The sequence below is a fragment of the Flavobacterium sp. AED genome, assembly GCF_000812945.1.
Lineage (GTDB): Bacteria > Bacteroidota > Bacteroidia > Flavobacteriales > Flavobacteriaceae > Flavobacterium.
Genome location: NZ_JSYM01000001.1, coordinates 363,697 through 380,080 on the forward strand (window position 1 = coordinate 363,697; position 16,384 = coordinate 380,080).

Annotated in this window: 14 protein-coding genes; 3 read left to right on the top strand and 11 right to left on the bottom strand. The window is 32.8% G+C overall.

Translation table 11 applies throughout. The annotated features are described in order from the left end of the window. Window positions 1–227 precede the first annotated feature (227 nt). Together OA85_RS01665 and truA are read right to left on the bottom strand one after the other, a co-directional pair. The gene (locus tag OA85_RS01665) at window positions 228–1,982 is read right to left on the bottom strand and encodes an ABC transporter ATP-binding protein (protein ID WP_039107713.1); all 1,755 of its coding nucleotides are present in this window, start codon (window positions 1,980–1,982) and stop codon (window positions 228–230) included. Window positions 1,983–2,090: 108 nt separating this feature from the next. Beyond that, on the bottom strand, window positions 2,091–2,861 hold the full coding sequence (gene truA / locus OA85_RS01670; RefSeq protein ID WP_039107715.1) for a tRNA pseudouridine(38-40) synthase TruA: 771 nt from the start codon (window positions 2,859–2,861) through the stop codon (window positions 2,091–2,093). Window positions 2,862–3,161: 300 nt separating this feature from the next. Here truA and OA85_RS01680 point away from each other — a divergent pair, with 300 nt between their 5' ends. Next, window positions 3,162–3,659 carry a metallophosphoesterase gene (locus OA85_RS01680; protein ID WP_039107719.1) on the top strand — a complete coding sequence of 166 codons (498 nt, stop codon included), beginning with the start codon at window positions 3,162–3,164 and terminating at the stop codon, window positions 3,657–3,659. A gap of 3 nt (window positions 3,660–3,662) precedes the next feature. On the opposite strand, the gene OA85_RS01685 is transcribed toward OA85_RS01680, so the two are convergent. The 3 genes from OA85_RS01685 to OA85_RS01695 form a co-directional block, all read right to left on the bottom strand. Then, the gene (locus OA85_RS01685; RefSeq protein WP_039107722.1) at window positions 3,663–5,357 is read right to left on the bottom strand and encodes an ATP-binding protein; all 1,695 of its coding nucleotides are present in this window, start codon (window positions 5,355–5,357) and stop codon (window positions 3,663–3,665) included. 11 nt (window positions 5,358–5,368) lie between these two features. After that, on the bottom strand, window positions 5,369–6,031 hold the full coding sequence (locus tag OA85_RS01690) for a response regulator transcription factor (protein ID WP_039107725.1): 663 nt from the start codon (window positions 6,029–6,031) through the stop codon (window positions 5,369–5,371). 134 nt (window positions 6,032–6,165) lie between these two features. Then, window positions 6,166–6,579: a DUF4293 domain-containing protein gene (locus tag OA85_RS01695; RefSeq protein WP_039107727.1), complete on the bottom strand. Its 414-nt coding sequence runs from the start codon at window positions 6,577–6,579 to the stop codon at window positions 6,166–6,168. A gap of 181 nt (window positions 6,580–6,760) precedes the next feature. Here OA85_RS01695 and rho point away from each other — a divergent pair, with 181 nt between their 5' ends. Then, window positions 6,761–8,590 (top strand): transcription termination factor Rho, encoded by a 1,830-nt coding sequence (gene rho, locus OA85_RS01700; protein ID WP_039107730.1) that lies wholly within the window; start codon window positions 6,761–6,763, stop codon window positions 8,588–8,590. Between the two features lie 101 nt (window positions 8,591–8,691). On the opposite strand, the gene OA85_RS01705 is transcribed toward rho, so the two are convergent. From OA85_RS01705 to OA85_RS01715, 3 genes are all read right to left on the bottom strand, one after another. After that, a complete protein-coding gene (locus OA85_RS01705; RefSeq protein WP_039107732.1) occupies window positions 8,692–9,948 on the bottom strand; it encodes an RsmB/NOP family class I SAM-dependent RNA methyltransferase in 1,257 nt (418 codons plus the stop codon). A gap of 143 nt (window positions 9,949–10,091) precedes the next feature. After that, complete coding sequence (locus tag OA85_RS01710) at window positions 10,092–12,053, bottom strand: KUP/HAK/KT family potassium transporter (RefSeq protein ID WP_039107735.1); 1,962 nt, start codon at window positions 12,051–12,053, stop codon at window positions 10,092–10,094. Between the two features lie 126 nt (window positions 12,054–12,179). Further along, window positions 12,180–13,607, bottom strand: a complete 1,428-nt coding sequence (locus OA85_RS01715) for a hypothetical protein (protein WP_039107738.1) — start codon at window positions 13,605–13,607, stop codon at window positions 12,180–12,182. A gap of 117 nt (window positions 13,608–13,724) precedes the next feature. On the opposite strand from OA85_RS01715, the gene OA85_RS01720 reads away from it, so the two are divergent. After that, complete coding sequence (locus OA85_RS01720) at window positions 13,725–14,789, top strand: oxidoreductase (RefSeq protein ID WP_039107740.1); 1,065 nt, start codon at window positions 13,725–13,727, stop codon at window positions 14,787–14,789. Window positions 14,790–14,853: 64 nt separating this feature from the next. Here the strand turns inward: OA85_RS01720 and OA85_RS01725 are convergent, their stop codons facing one another. From OA85_RS01725 to OA85_RS01735, 3 genes are read right to left on the bottom strand one after another with little or no spacing between them, the layout of a single operon-like run. Further along, window positions 14,854–15,312, bottom strand: coding sequence for a hypothetical protein (locus OA85_RS01725; protein WP_039107742.1), 459 nt, complete (start codon window positions 15,310–15,312; stop codon window positions 14,854–14,856). A gap of 49 nt (window positions 15,313–15,361) precedes the next feature. Beyond that, complete coding sequence (locus OA85_RS01730; RefSeq protein ID WP_039109279.1) at window positions 15,362–15,775, bottom strand: hypothetical protein; 414 nt, start codon at window positions 15,773–15,775, stop codon at window positions 15,362–15,364. A gap of 33 nt (window positions 15,776–15,808) precedes the next feature. Continuing rightward, on the bottom strand, window positions 15,809–16,351 hold the full coding sequence (locus OA85_RS01735) for an RNA polymerase sigma factor (protein ID WP_039107744.1): 543 nt from the start codon (window positions 16,349–16,351) through the stop codon (window positions 15,809–15,811). Between the last annotated feature and the right edge of the window lie 33 nt (window positions 16,352–16,384).

Here is a 16,384-nt window from a genome sequence, read left to right on the forward strand (position 1 = left end):
ATTTCATTTTAGGTGCGTTTTTACTAAATTAATTGATTTGGCGAATTTAAGGATTTATTCTGTTTTGAGAAAGTTTCAATGAAATAAAGTAATAAAGTAACAAAATTTCAAAAAAACACCGTTATTTTAAATAAAATTAGTTGAACTCATTCTAGTTTAAAATGCTATATAATCTAGTTTTTACGGTTAAACAATTAACCAAATTAACAAATAACCGAGTGAAAAACTTAATTAGCCACCGAAAATTGCGAGTCATACAAGTTCTTGTAATACCCACTTTCACGGTTGATTAATTCTTGGTGCGTGCCTTGCTCCACTATTAATCCTTTATCCATCACCACAATTTTATCAGCATTGACAATGGTTGCGAGTCTATGCGCTATTACAATTGAAGTTCTACCTTGAGTGATAGTCTCAGTGGCACGTTGAATCAATTCTTCGGAATAGGTGTCAATCGATGAAGTGGCTTCATCCAAAATCAAAATACTTGGATTACTCACATATGCTCTCAAAAACGCAATCAACTGACGCTGTCCTGATGAAAGCATAACACCACGTTCTTTTACATCAAAATCATAATTATCAGGTAAACTCATAATGAAATCGTGAACGCCAATTTTTTTGGCTGCAGCCAAAACCTGTTCTCTGCTTATGGCTGTATTATTCAAGGTAATGTTGTTGAAAATACTATCGGCAAAAAGGAAAACATCCTGTAAAACCACGGCAATTTGCGTACGCAATGAACTTAACGTATAATGTTCTATGTTGTGATTGTCAATGTAAATAGAGCCACTGTTTATTTCATAAAAACGGTTTAACAAGTTGATAATCGTTGATTTACCCGCTCCAGTAGAACCTACAATGGCAATGGTTTGTCCCGCATTTACTTCAAGGTTAATTCCTTTAATCACATCTTCTTCAGGAATGTAACCAAAACGTACGTTTTCGAATTTTATATCTCCCTTGAAAATGGGCGCTTCAATTGTTCCGGTATCTTGTATTTGGTCTTGAGTATCCAAAATATCAAAAACACGATTCGCCGCAATCATTCCCAGTTGCATCTCGTTGAATTTATCCGCAATTTGGCGCAATGGATTAAACAACATTCCTATAAACATTGTGTAAGAGAACAAATCTCCAAAAGTGGTAAAATGATCGCCATTTAATATTTTAATTCCACCGTACAACACGATAAATCCTAATGTTAATGATGAAATAATATCAGCGATAGGGAAGAAGATGGAGTTATAAAGAATGGTTTTTATCCAAGCTCTGTTGTGCTTGTCATTAATGCTTTTAAATTTTTCAAATTCAATATCTTCTCTGTTGAAAAGTTGCACAATTTTCATTCCCGTCACACGTTCTTGAACAAAAGAGTTCATGTTGGCAATTTGCGTACGCACTTCCTCAAAAGCCACTTGCATTTTCTTTTGGAAAATTCGGGTGAAGAAAACCAGAATTGGCATAGCCACAATAACAATCCAAGTCAGCGTCCAGTTCATGTAGAACATAAAAAGAAGTACCACAACCATTTTCATCAAGTCACTGATAATCATGAATAATCCCTGACTAAAAATTCGGGCAATTGCCTCAATATCCGATACGGAACGGGTTACGAGTTGCCCCACAGGAACAAGATCAAAATACTTCATTCTAAAACTCAACAAGTGTTTGAACAGTTTTGTTCGGATGTCTTTCACGATGTCCTGACCCAGCCAGTTTGCCCAGTATACAAAGTAAAACTGCGAAAATACTTCCATCAACAGCACCATTCCCATCAGGATTACATACATTAATAATCCTTGTTGGTCGTGGGTTTTTATATAACCATCAACCGTTTGCTTCAATAAATAAGGGCGCAAGGCCGCAAATATAGATAGCGAAATGGCAAAAATAATCACGCCGTTAAAACGCCATTGGTACGGTTTCGTATATTGTAATATTCGTTTGAATAATCGGGTATCAAATGCTTTTGCTTTCATGTTTTTTGGATTTATCCTGATTGTTTTCAGGAGCTATTTCCAGCTATTCGTTTCAATCTTTTATGTTTTTAAAGAAAAAACATAAAAGGATTTCCACTGCTATCTGGGCTATTGCGTAATGTAATCGTATTCTATTTTGGTTAAATATAAACCATGCGCCGGAACCGAAAAACCTGCTTTATCTCGGTTTTTACTTTCTATAATGGCAATAAAATCAGCCAGTGTAATCTTGTGTAATCCTATATTTACTAATGTTCCCACAATGGCCCGCACCATGTTTCGTAAAAAACGATTGGCCGAAATGGTGAAAATTAGATTGTCGTTTTCTTGTTTGTCTGCGCCCTGTTCGGCTGTGCCTCGAGTCCAATACGCTTCAAAAATCGTGCAGTCAAATGTGTTCACATCCGTATTTACTTTAGAGAAACATTGAAAATCAGTAAAATTAAACAATAATTTGGCCGCTTCATTCATTAAATCCACATCTAATTTTTGATGGAAATACCAACTTTGCTCTTGCGAAAAAACATCTTTAAATGTGTTGATATGGTATTCATACGTTCTTTTAGTCGCGTCAAAACGCGTGTGTGCTTCGTCGTGAACGGGAATAATGGTATAAATGACAATGTCTTTGGGTAAGTAAGAGTTGAGTTTGTGAACTAAATTTGAAATCTCAAATGGTTTTTCAAAATCGAAATGTGCAAACATTTCTTTAGCATGAACGCCCGTATCGGTGCGTCCGGCTCCCATAAGATTAATCTCGGTATTTAATAGTACCGAAAATGCTTTGTTCATCGTTTCCTGAACTGAGGCAGCATTGGGTTGGTATTGCCAGCCGTGATAATGGGTTCCGTTGTATGCTAATTTTATGAAGTACCTCAAGGTTAGATTTCAGATTTCAGATTTCAGATTTCAGATTGTTCTGAAAGAAATCGTGTTTTATACAATTAAAGTAGCAAAGATACTTATTAATTTTTGTGTCACGAAGTTGCTATGGCGCAAAAGTTTGTTAAGTTTTAAATGGATTTTTTATTTGGAATTTGAATGTTTAATTTTACCACAAAATCCTAGCCCAGATAGCAGTGAAAATCCTTTATTGTTTTTTTTTAAAACAATAAAGATTGAAACGAATAGCTGGAAATAGCTCCAGATTGCTTCGTTCCTCGCAATGACAATATAAATATGAAAAAAATTTTACTCCTTTCGGATACACACAGTCACATTGATGATACCATTTTAAAATATGTCGTTCAGGCGGATGAAGTTTGGCATGCGGGCGATATTGGGGATTTAGCTGTAACCGATGCGATAAAAAAACTAAAGCCGTTGCGTTGTGTTTATGGTAATATTGATGATGCTAAAGCTAGATTAGAATTCCCATTACACAACCGTTTTATGTGTGAGGGAGTGGATGTTTGGATTACACATATTGGCGGTTATCCAGGGAAATACAATCCCAGTATTAAAGCGGAGATGGATGCAAATCCTCCCAAATTATTTATTTGCGGGCATTCGCATATTTTAAAAGTAATATTTGATAAAAAGCATAATCTCTTGCATATGAATCCCGGAGCAGCAGGAAAAAGTGGCTTTCATCAGGTACGCACCATGTTGCGTTTTGTGATTGAAGGGGATAAAATTAAAGATTTGGAAATTATAGAAATAGAGAAAAAAGGGTAGCTTTTATTTAGCGGCAATAGGTACAATAATATAGATTGATGTTCCATAATGTTGTTTTGAATCGATGGAAATACCTCCTTTTAAATTGTTAATTCTCGCTTGAATCTGATTGAGTCCAAAACCTTCAAGTATATGAAAATGAGCGGGATCAAAACCTTTTCCATTGTCATAGACATGAATTTGAAGCAGATTGTTATTTTCTTGAATGGTAACCTTAGCAGAATTTGCTTGGCTGTGCTTCGTAATATTGTTTAAAAGTTCACTGACTATAAAATAAATTTTCATTTCAAATTCTTCATTATAACGCGTTTTTGTAGACACGGAACTCGAATACTTAAATTCAATTACGGAATTTGAGTTTTTTTCACATAAATCTTCTAGTGCATAAAATAAACCAAAACGTGCTAAAAGTGTAGGCATCAGTTCATGGGATAAATCGCGAACTTTATCATGAGCTTCTTCAAGTATAGCTTTGGTTTTTAATATTTCTTGGGGTGGTAACAGGTTTTGTGAAGTAAAAACATTTAAATGTAATCCTGCAGAAGACAGCAAGGCACTAATATTGTCATGCAAAAAAGAAGCGATTTTTTTTCTTTCTAATTCCTGTCCGTTGATGGATGCGTTGATGATGTTTTCCTGAATTTTGCTTTGTAAGTCTTTTAGTTTGTTGTTCTGTTTTAGCCTTGTATTTTGAAATAAAAAATAAAAAAGAATAATGATTAAGAGCAGTAACGAAATGACGATAATACTAATTTTTCTATTTTTATTCTGTTTTTCTATTAGTAAATTTTGCTTGGTTTTGTATTTGGTTTCTATGTTGTCAATTTCTCTTTTGTAGCGATCAATCTCAAGGTTAATTCCTGCAACATTTGTTTTTTTTAGTTTTTCTTCATAATTAAGTTCAGCCGTAATTGAGTTATAAAGAGTCAGGTTTTCGTATGCTTTTTGGAACGCTCTATTTTTTAATAAAAACTTGGAATATTCTAAATGCGAAAAAGACAAATCTGATTTTTCATTTCCTTCCGTGCCGTATTTTATGGCATTTTGAAAAAAGTAATTGGCTTTTCCGGGATTATTTTTATAGCTATTGTACATGCCATTGAGCATGTTCAGTGCTACAATTGTAGATTCATCACCATATTTTTTGTGGTATTTATTGATATATACTAAATAGGGGTAACCGTCATCAAAACGACCAATGTCAAAGTAAGCCCAAGTTATATTGAGTTTTGTAAAAACAATTTGGGCAAAATCATTTGTTTTTTGACTGTATTCTAATGATTTTTTGTAACAAACAATTCCTTTCTCATATTGTTTTTTATCAAAACAATAAATATTCCCTAAATTGTTATAGAGCCAATTTTTTAATTCGCTATTATTAGTTCTTTTAGCATAAAACAAGCCTTTTTTATAGTAAAAAAAGGCTTTGTCGAATTCTGTTAATTCATCAAAATTTGCTGCAATGGTATTGTAAATAGAGGCGATGAGATTGTCATCCTTAACAGTGATGGCATAATGTAAAGCGATTCTTGATTGTACGAGTGATTTTTCAAAATTGCCCGTTTTCATATATTTATTGGCCTCTTTTGCTAATAGTGTAATTTCTTCCTTAGTAGGTATTTTTTCTTGGGCAAAAAAAGAAGCACTAGAAAGGAATAGCAATAGAAAGAGTACAATGTTAATTCGAATTTTAGGCATAAAAAGAGCTTTTATTGCTTAATCAAATTGTTTTTAAGAGCATATTTTACTAAACTAATAGTGTTTTTTGCATCTAATTTTTTCATTATATTCTTACGGTGTGTTTCTACGGTATTGACACTGATAAAGAGTTGTTCGCTAATTTCCTTACCGCTATATTCTAAAGAAATCAAAGTGATGATTTCTAATTCGCGTCCAGTTAAAATGGAGTTTGTAATCGGTTCTGATTTATTTAGTTTTGGATTGTTTTTTGTAAATGAATTAAAGATTTTTTCTCTAACAGATTGGCAAAAATATTCCTCTCCTCTGGAAACGGCTTCAATAGCTTCTACAATATTTTCGCCTGCGCATTTTTTTGTCAGATAACCACTAGCGCCAAGTTTCATTATTTCTTTGATCAATTTTAGTTCGTCATAGCTGGAAAGAATAATAACCTTGCAGGGAAAGCCCTTTTCGGAAAATTCTTTAATGACTTCAATGCCATCTTTTTCAGGCATGTTAATATCCAAAACAAGAATGTCAGATTTGTTATTGATAACATCGTCATAAATAGTAGTTCCATTTAAAGAAAACCCCACTACTTCAAAATTAGGAATGGTTTGCAGTAAAGTACTGATTCCGTCAATGAGTATTTGATGATCGTCTGCTAAATGGATTCTGGTTCTTGTTTTCATAATGAAATTACTACGTTTCAAATTTAGAAAAATATAATGGATTATTTAGTAAGATTTTTAGTATTTATAAGCACAAAAAAACCCGAACTGTTACATTCGGGTCTTCTTCGCACTAATAAATTAAGTTTATAGGTTTACCTCAATCTATCCACAGATTTTACAAGATCTTCATCCTTTTTGATGGCCTTATTAGCCAAGACTAATAATACGATAGCAACTACAGGTAGAAACATCCCAATACCTTTCTCTGAAACAGCGAGTGTTTCTCCAGATAAGTTTAGTGAACGATATACAAACAATCCTAATAAAATTAAATTTAATATTATGTTCAATCTGCCAATGACAAATTGATTTTGTCTTTTTTTATACGATACAATACTTAATAAAGTAAGCGTTGTGCTTAAACCAAACAAGATTACATAAACTTGATCTTGCATAAATAAAAAATCAGTACCATTGTTCATTGTCCATAAAGGAATAAAAAATGGTAAAATTCCTGTCACTACAAAAGCAAGAAATAAATAAATGGTTTGAATTCTTTGTATCATGGTTTGAATTTGTTCTACAAAAATATATTTTCTTTTTTATAAATGCTATTGTATGATAAAATTTTATTCGTATTATTGCATCATAATACCGTAAGCACTTCATACTGCGGTTGATTCAAAACAAAAAAGTTTACTACCTATCTTTACAATTTTCCAAAATAATTAAACTCATAGAACATTCATGTTTGATATTTCTGCATTAAAAGAAATGAAGCTATCTGAGCTTCAAGAAATAGCTAAATCAGCTAAAACCATAAAGTTTAACGGTGTAAAAAAAGATACTTTAATTAGTCAAATTTTAGAGCATCAAGTGGCTACTAACGTTGATTCAGCTTTAGATTCTAAAAAGGAAAGTAATGTTGAAGACGATAAACCCAAAAGAGCGCGAATCGTTCCTGTTAAAAAAGTAGCGATACAAAAAGCGGTAAAAAATACGCTGTTTGAAAAAGAAGAAACTGCAACAGAAATAAGTACTCCAGTTGAAGAAAATCTTCCTTCAATTGAACCAGCACCAAGAGAAGAGGATATTACTCCAATTGCAGAACAACCAGTAGATGGAGAGAAAAAAGTAGGTAAAATTATTAAATTTAATAAATCAGCCTACGAAAAGAAAATTGCTTTAAAAAAGGATAAGGAAGAAGTAAAAGAAGCAACCAAAGAGAATGTAGAGGTTACAGATGCAGCCATTGAAGATAAAACGGAAGCTCCTGCTGCACCGGTTAAAAAGATAAATCCAAATCAATTACATAAGCAGAATCCAAATCAGAATCCTAACCAAAACCCAAATCAAAACGGGAATGGAAATGGGAATGGAAATGGGAATGGAAATGGAAATGGGAATCAAAATCCAAATTTTAAAAATAAGAAAAGTAATTTTGCTGCTTCTGATTTTGAATTTGACGGAATTATAGAAAGTGAAGGTGTTCTTGAAATGATGCCTGATGGGTATGGTTTCTTACGCTCTTCAGATTACAACTATTTGGCTTCACCAGATGATATTTATCTATCGACTTCTCAAATAAGATTGTTCGGCCTTAAAACCGGAGATACCGTAAAAGGAGTGGTTCGCCCACCAAAAGAAGGTGAAAAATTTTTCCCATTAGTACGCGTTTTAAAAATAAACGGACACGATCCTCAAGTAGTTCGTGATAGAGTTTCATTTGAACATTTAACGCCTGTTTTTCCTTCAGAGAAATTTAAATTGGCGGAGAAGCAAAGCACGATTTCAACACGAATTATTGATTTGTTTTCACCAATAGGAAAAGGACAACGTGGAATGATTGTGGCGCAACCTAAAACTGGTAAAACGATGTTGCTTAAGGAAATTGCCAATGCTATTGCGGCGAACCATCCTGAAGTGTATTTAATTGTTTTATTGATTGATGAACGCCCGGAAGAGGTTACCGATATGCAACGTAGTGTGCGTGGCGAAGTAATTGCTTCTACATTTGACAGAGAACCACAAGAGCATGTTAAAATTGCAAATATCGTTCTTGAAAAAGCAAAACGTTTGGTAGAATGTGGTCACGATGTAGTGATTCTATTGGATTCCATTACCCGTTTAGCAAGAGCTTATAATACAGTACAACCAGCGTCAGGAAAAGTATTAAGTGGAGGTGTGGATGCGAATGCATTGCAAAAACCAAAACGTTTCTTTGGAGCTGCCCGTAATGTAGAAAATGGAGGTTCATTGAGTATTATCGCTACTGCATTGACAGAAACTGGTTCGAAAATGGATGAAGTTATCTTCGAAGAATTTAAAGGTACCGGTAATATGGAATTACAATTGGATAGAAAAATTGCAAACAAACGTATTTTTCCGGCTATCGATTTGACTTCTTCAAGTACAAGACGTGATGATATGTTATTGGATCAAAAAACATTGCAAAGAATGTGGATTATGCGAAAATACCTTTCGGATATGAACCCGGTAGAAGCAATGGATTTCATCAATGATCGTTTCAAGAAAACGAAGAATAATGAGGAGTTTTTAATCTCAATGAATGATTAAGAAAAGTGTAAGAGAATTGAATAATGAACATATATAAAACGCATAAAAAAATCCTCGAATTCGAGGATTTTTTTATGCGTTTTGAAGTCTAAATCTATATTTTATTCAATTTCTTTCTGTACTCTTTTTTCTTTTTGTTCTAAGTTTTCTTTACGTTCTAACAAAGCCATATAGAATCCGTCAAAACCAGACTCTGAAGCCAAGATTTTTTGGTCTTTCACAAAGTTGAATTGTTTTCCAATGTCAGTAGTTAAGAAACGAGCAATTTGTTCTTGATTTTCGGATGGTAATATAGAACAAGTAGCGTAAACTAATTTTCCACCCGGTTTTACAATTTTAGAATAACTTTCTAAAACTTCCGATTGTACTTTACGGATGTTGTCGATAAATTCCGGTTTTAATTTCCATTTAGCATCTGGATTTCTTTTTAGAACCCCTAATCCGCTACAAGGTGCGTCAATTAAAACACGGTCTGCTTTTTCGTGTAATTTTTTAATGATTTTTGTAGAATCAATGATGCGGTATTCAATATTGAAAGCACCGTCTCTTTTGGCTCTGATTTTTAATTGCTTCAATTTGCTTTCATACAAATCCATAGCAATTAATTGTCCTTTGTTTTCCATTAAAGATGCAATGTGCAATGTTTTTCCACCTGCGCCAGCACAAGTGTCAACGACACGCATTCCTGGTTTTACATCAAGGAAAGCAGCCACTAATTGGGAGTTAGCATCCTGAACTTCAAAGAAACCTTGTTTGAAAGCATCAGTCAAGAAAACATTAGCTCTTTCTTTTAGCACTAAAGCATCAGGCTGATTTTTCAACGTTTCTGTTTCAATGTTTAAATCCATCAAAATAGCACGTAGCGCTTCTCTGGTTGTCTTAAGTGTGTTTACTCTTAGAATTACCTTAGCAGGTTGGTTTTGAGCTGTTATTTCCGTTGCCCAAACTTTCTCTCCTAATTCTTTAACACCTAATTCATCCATCCAGTCCGGAATAGATTCTTTTAAGGCTCTCACTTTTGAAAGTTCGTCAAAACGTCCTTTTATTTTTCTTTCCGGAGTTCCTTCCAGTTGGCGCCAATCAGGAATAGGGTAGCCTCTTAAAACTGCCCATACAGAAAACATTCTCCAAAGATTGTCTCTGTCAAATGGTTCTTTTACTTCGGCTATTTCTGCGTATAATCTTTTCCAACGTACAATTTCGTAGATGGTTTCGGCAACAAATTTTCTGTCAGAGCTTCCCCAACGTTTGTCTTTTTTTAAGGATCGTGCTACCACTTTATCAGCATATTCGCCTTCATTAAATATGGCGTTCAAAGCATCGATGGTAGTATAAACTAAATTTCTGTGTAATCTCATTTTAAATAATTGAGGTGCAAAGGTACTATTAATTGATTGAATGTTATATTTTTAATAATGAATGTTGTTTTTTAATTTTTAGTCATAAAAAAACACTGTTTTCAAAACAGTGTTTTTTTATAAATTAGTAGGATTTAAAATCCTTATTTAACTCTAGTTAAACCAATATTTTCTGGAGCATGAAGCACCATAGGAAATTTTTCTATTTTAACGGAGCTACTGTCCAGACCAAAAGCTCTTTCTTCAGATAAACTTAGTTTTTTAATAAAGAAATAAGAATTCATGATTAATTTTTCATGCCATCTTAAATCACTGTCATTTGAAAGGAATTTTTCAGATAATACAAATTTGAAATCACCAATAATATTGTTTTTATTCAAAGATTCATATCTACTGGTAATGTCCATCTCTCCTTTTTGTACCATGTCTTTAATTACTTCTTTAAACATCAAGTTTATCTTAGTAGGCTCTCTAAAACCTAAATTGAAATCAACACGATACAAATCATCTTTGACAATTTCGGTTACTTTATACTCTGTTTTATAAGGTTCGGTTAATATGTTTACGTGTACAAACCAATAAATATCAGCTCTTTTAGGTCTTTTTTGTAAAATAGAATACATTACTTTCTCTTCTATTTCATCAGTTCTGCCGGCATTTGTCATGTAAACTAAATGCGTTGCATATTTTGGTATCGATAAATCAGCACTCAATTCAACAAGTACTTTTTTATAATCTTCAATCTTAACAATTTTGGTGTAGCTTTTATTGATTTTCTTAGCCAAATACCAAATGGTCATAACAGATATTAAAAGTGTTGCTATAAAAAGAGTTACATAACCACCTTCAGCAAATTTTGTAATATTGGCTGCAAGAAAACTAAATTCGATGATTAGATAAATGGTAATTAACGGCATGATAAAAAACAATTTTACTCTTTTCATTATTAAATAAAAATTAAGCAAAATGGTTGTCATTATCATACATAATATAATTGCTAATCCATAGGCATGTTCCATATTACTAGACTCTTCGAAGTGCAATACAATACCCACACAACCAAAGAATAATAACCAGTTTATCGATGGAATATACAATTGTCCTTTTAATTCAGTAGGATATTTTATTTTTACTTTTGGCCAAAAGTTCAATCTCATCGCTTCATTTATTAATGTAAATGAACCGCTGATTAATGCTTGTGAAGCAATTACAGCTGCAAGTGTAGCGATAATAATTCCTATAGGTTGAAACCAATCCGGCATGATGAGATAGAATGGGTTTCCGTTTTTTCCGCCTAAACTTTGTAATGTTTCTCCTTCGTGATGGATTAAATACGCGGCTTGTCCAAAATAATTAAGCACTAAAGCCGTTTTTACAAAAATCCAGCTGATTCTAATGTTTTTTCGACCGCAATGTCCCATGTCTGAATACAGTGCTTCAGCACCTGTAGTACAAAGAAATACAAAACCTAAAACAAAAAAACCTTCAGGATGAATGTATAATAAGTGATAAGCGTAATAAGGGTTCAAGGCCTTGAAAACCTCAGTATGTTGTGCGATTTGTATAGAACCCAAAACAGCAAGCATCCCAAACCAAATAAGCATCATTGGAGCAAAAAATTTACCGACTAACTTGGTTCCAAACTGTTGAATTGCGAACAACACAAATAGAATTCCTATTACAATTGGGATTGTGTTTATATGAGGATAATAGGTTCTAATTCCTTCAACAGCAGAAGATACAGATATGGGGGGTGTTATGATTCCATCAGCAAGTAATGCACTTCCGCCAATAATTGCGGGGACTATTAGCCATTGAATTTTTGTTTTTTTGACTAAAGCATATAATGCAAAAATCCCGCCTTCTCCATGATTATCAGCACTCAAAGTAATGATTACATATTTTATGGTAGTTTGTAATGTAAGGGTCCAAAATACAGCTGAAATGCCTCCTAAAACGACATCTGCATTAATAATATGGTCACCAAGTATGGCTTTCATTACATATAATGGTGAAGTTCCAATATCACCGTAAATTATTCCTAATGAAACTAATAACCCGCCTAATGTTAATTTAGTATGCAAGTCTTTGTGCGCTGCGCTCATGTAATATTTTTAAAAAACTCGTCAAATTTACTCTTTTTAAATAAATTAAAGCTGTTTATTTAATAAAATGACAAAAAAAAGCACGGTTGTTATAACCGTGCTTTTTTTAATTTATGATAGTGAGTTTTAAGACCTTCTGTTGTCATTTCTTGATGAAGAATTCCCTCTTTGTTGTTCCATTCTTTGTGGAGCTGCTTCTCTTGAAGAGTTACCTCTTTGTTGTTCCATTCTTTGTGGAGCTGCTTGTGGAGCTGAATTCCCTCTGTTTTGAGAATAATCTCTTTGTTGTTGTGCTCTTTGTGGAACTGCTTCTCCAGAAGAATTCCCTCTGTTTTGAGAATAATCTCTTTGTTGTTGCACTCTTTGTGGAACTGCTTCCCCAGAAGAATTCCCTCTGTTTTGAGAATAATCTCTTTGTTGTTGTGCTCTTTGTGGAGCGGCTTCTCCAGAAGAGTTCCCTCTATTTTGAGAATAATCTCTTTGTTGTTGTGCTCTTTGTGGAACTGCTTCCCCAGAAGAATTTCCTCTGTTTTGAGAATAATCTCTTTGTTGTTGTGCTCTTTGTGGAACTGCTTCTCCAGTAGAGTTCTCTCTATTTTGAGAATAATCTCTTTGTTGCTGTGCTCTTTGTGGAGTAGCTTCTCTGGAAGGATTAGTTCTGTTTTGAGAATAATCTCTTTCTCTTTGTTGTCCCATTCTTTGCGGAGCTGCTTCTCTTGAAGGATTAGTTCTATTTTGAGAATAATCTCTTGATGGACTCGTTCTGTTTTGAGAATAACCGTTATCATTTCTTGAACCAACATTTCTTGACCCTCTTCTTTGCTCTAATTCATAACGATTTGTTACTTGTGCATTTCTTCTTGAAAAAGCATAATTTGGATGTTGTCTTTCATATCCATTGGAACGTCTGGAACTATATAACTCAATTGCTATGCTACTTCTTCTATTGTTTACATAATTGTAATTGTTATTTACGTTCAAGCAAATGTTGATGTTGTTTCTATATCTGAATACAGGGAATGGATTCCAAGTATAATAATAAGAAGGATAATAACCCCAATTCCATGTTGAATAATAAGGGTGATAATTATAAGACCAAAATGAAGCATAAATAAGTGGAGTGTTGTAATACACAGGCTCGTAAATGTAATTTTGACCATACATATACACATCTCCTACAACTTGTACATGAACATTGTTGTATCTGTCTTTCTCAACATCGATTGTAGCTACATCTTGGTATACATCTTGATCGATAACAGATTGTATGATTATGACGTGGGTTCTATTTTCTACGGATTCGATTACTCGTAAATAATCAACTTCATCGTCGTTATTCAAATCTAAATTTGATATTTGAAGTTTTGGGTCATTCAACCGTCTTTCAAAATCCTGAAGATCTCTCGAATCTCCAAAAATGGATGCGACAGCTCGTAAATCTAAGTTGTCACTAATTTCAGTATTCATTGCATTTACTGTAGTTCTATCCTGCGCATATATTTGTGTGGCGAAAACAGAAGTCAATAGACTTAAAAGGAGTAGTTTAGTTTTCATGATTAATGTTATTAAGTTTAATATTTTTTGATTATCCAATTACTGTGCCAATAAATAAAGAGGCTAGTTTGTATTTATATTTTTAATTGTAAATTAGCCTTTAAAATTTATATATAAATGAGAAGTATTTTTTTTATTTCGATGAGTTTTATTTTGTTTTTATCTTGTAAAACAGTTGGTTATATTGGGATTGATAATAATAATATGGATTTTAAATCCGTTAAAATCGATACGTTATTTCAAGATAAAATAAGTATTAGAGCCATTTTAATTGATGCAAATAAAATTTGGTATGCTGCGGATAATTCCAGATTTGGTTTTTATGATTTGGCTCAAAATAAGAAAAAGGAAAGCATTATTAGTAATGATAGTTTAAAGTTTGAATTCAGAAGTATTGCACAAACTTCGAAGGCTGTTTTTATTCTAAACGTTTCCAATCCTGCATTATTATATAAAATTGCTAAAGACGGTTCAGAAGTACGATTAGTGTATCAAGAAAATCATAAAAAAGTATTTTACGATAGTATGCAATTTTGGAATGATAAAGATGGAATAGCTATCGGTGATCCTATAGAGAATAGTCTTTCAGTTATAATTACTCGTGACGGTGGAAATTCATGGAATAAAATTGCATCGGATAAGTTGCCCAAAATAATTGATGGGGAAGCAGCTTTTGCGGCAAGCAATACTAATATTGTTATTAAAGGAAATAAAACCTGGATTGTTTCGGGTGGAAAAAAAGCCGGAGTTTTTTATTCATCTGATAAAGGAAATACTTGGAAAGTATATAATACGCCAATAGTTCAAGGAGAAACCATGACTGGAATTTTTACGGCTGATTTTTATGATTCGAAAATTGGATTTATAGCTGGAGGGAATTATGAATTGCCAAACCAGAATTTCGGGAATAAAGCTGCTACAACTGATGGAGGTAAAACATGGAAACTGCAAGCCGAAAATAAAGGTTTTGGTTATGCTTCCTGCGTGCAATATATTCCAGAGAGTAATGGAAAGGAACTAGTTTCAGTGGGTGCATCCGGATTGTATTACTCATCGGATAGTGGTAAATCATGGAAACAATTATCGGTAGATCCCAGTCTTTTTACGATTCGTTTTTTAGATAATCATACTGCAATTGCTGCTGGAAAAAACAAAATAGTTCGCATAAATTTTAAAAAATAAAACACCCTAAATAATAGCATGAACCATTAAATAGGGTGTTGTATTGAATTAATAAAACTTAATTTTATCTTCTCGGGCCTTTGTCGCGGTATTGTTGCAATAGTTTTCTATTGAAATCTTCTTCAGATTTTCTTAGTTTTATGATTTTAATCGCTGGAATAACTCCTTTAAGATTTGCGGTAAATTTTTTTCGTAAAAAAAATAATTCTTCATCGTTACTTTCCATTTGAGCGAGAAAAGCACTGGCTTCTTTTTCGGTCATTTTATCTAAACCTCCATCATCCATTCTTTTCATTAAAGTTTTCATCTTTTGATGTCTCAATTCAAATTGTTTGTCATCAAAAGTGTTATAGATAGGCCAAAATTTTTCGGCTTCACTTGTCGTTAAATCTAATTCGGTGGTCAAGAAAGCTACTTTCAACGCTTTGATTTGTTCCTTTTTTTCCTTCATTCTTTCGCCTTGAGCGTAAAAATTAAAGGATAATAGTAAAAAGAGTACGGGTAAAAATTTTTTAATGTTCATTTTTTTTTATTTTTTATTCAATTTTAATAGAAAGAATTCAAATGTATATTTATTCTAATATAAGATGCTCTAAATTAGAGTTTGTAGCTAATATGTCTTCTACAGTCTTGTCTTCCAGAACTACTGTTGTTTTCATTTTATTAATATCTTCAGGTTGTAATTCACTGATCAAATCGTATTGCGTCATATTAGATTGTTCGGTCAGGTAATTTTCTAAAGTGGCAGAATCTAATTCTTTTGTTTTGTTAGAATACGTATTTAGAATTGGAATCATCAATGCAACTATTAGAATAGCCGCCACCATCATAATTACAATTTTCTTTTTTTGAAAAATCGAAATTACTTTTGGTTCCTCTTTTGGCAATTGTTGTAAAACTTTTGCTGAAAAATTTTCAAAATAATGGTCTGGGGTTTTAAATCCAGATTCAATTTTTGGTTCGTTTTCTAATTTAAATGCTTTCATAATATTCATTAGACTTAATTAAACACAAAAGGTTTAATTTGTTGTTACAAATGCTTCAATTTTTTTGACTGCATGATGATAGGATGCTTTCAAAGCACCAACGGATGTTCCTAAAATCTCTGAGATTTCCTCATATTTTAATTCTTGGAAATATTTCATTTTGAAAACTAATTGTTGCTTTTCAGGTAAAAAAGCTATGGCTTTTTGTAATTTTATTTGAATTTCATTTCCATCAAAGAAAACATCTGCTTTTAGATTATCTATGGTTTTGTTTTGTAATGTTTCTGAAGATATTCCGTTCGTTTTTGCTTTTTGATTCAAAAAAGTTAGTGCTTCATTAGTTGCAATACGATACATCCAAGAAAAAAGTTTGCTTTCACCTTTGAAGTTTTTCAAATGTTGGAATACCTTTATAAAAGTATTTTGCAAAACATCATCAGTATCATCATGACTCAATACTATATTACGAATATGATTGTACAACGGTTTTTGATAATCTTGCAAGAGTTGTTGAAACGCTTGATTTTGCGTTTTTGGGTTCAATAGTTTTTGAATGAATTCCTTTTCCTCTTGCAAAGCTATTATTTATCAGTTAGAATGGAATTTATC

Coding starts and splice junctions, on each gene's coding strand:
- OA85_RS01695 (WP_039107727.1), bottom strand. CDS start 6,579: ATGATACAAAGAATTCAAACCATTTATTTATTTCTTGCTTTTGTAGTG.
- OA85_RS01685 (WP_039107722.1), bottom strand. CDS start 5,357: ATGCCTAAAATTCGAATTAACATTGTACTCTTTCTATTGCTATTCCTT.
- OA85_RS01725 (WP_039107742.1), bottom strand. CDS start 15,312: ATGAACATTAAAAAATTTTTACCCGTACTCTTTTTACTATTATCCTTT.
- OA85_RS01690 (WP_039107725.1), bottom strand. CDS start 6,031: ATGAAAACAAGAACCAGAATCCATTTAGCAGACGATCATCAAATACTC.
- OA85_RS01680 (WP_039107719.1), top strand. CDS start 3,162: ATGAAAAAAATTTTACTCCTTTCGGATACACACAGTCACATTGATGAT.
- OA85_RS01730 (WP_039109279.1), bottom strand. CDS start 15,775: ATGAAAGCATTTAAATTAGAAAACGAACCAAAAATTGAATCTGGATTT.
- OA85_RS01715 (WP_039107738.1), bottom strand. CDS start 13,607: ATGAAAACTAAACTACTCCTTTTAAGTCTATTGACTTCTGTTTTCGCC.
- OA85_RS01710 (WP_039107735.1), bottom strand. CDS start 12,053: ATGAGCGCAGCGCACAAAGACTTGCATACTAAATTAACATTAGGCGGG.
- rho (WP_039107730.1), top strand. CDS start 6,761: ATGTTTGATATTTCTGCATTAAAAGAAATGAAGCTATCTGAGCTTCAA.
- OA85_RS01720 (WP_039107740.1), top strand. CDS start 13,725: ATGAGAAGTATTTTTTTTATTTCGATGAGTTTTATTTTGTTTTTATCT.
- OA85_RS01665 (WP_039107713.1), bottom strand. CDS start 1,982: ATGAAAGCAAAAGCATTTGATACCCGATTATTCAAACGAATATTACAA.
- OA85_RS01705 (WP_039107732.1), bottom strand. CDS start 9,948: ATGAGATTACACAGAAATTTAGTTTATACTACCATCGATGCTTTGAAC.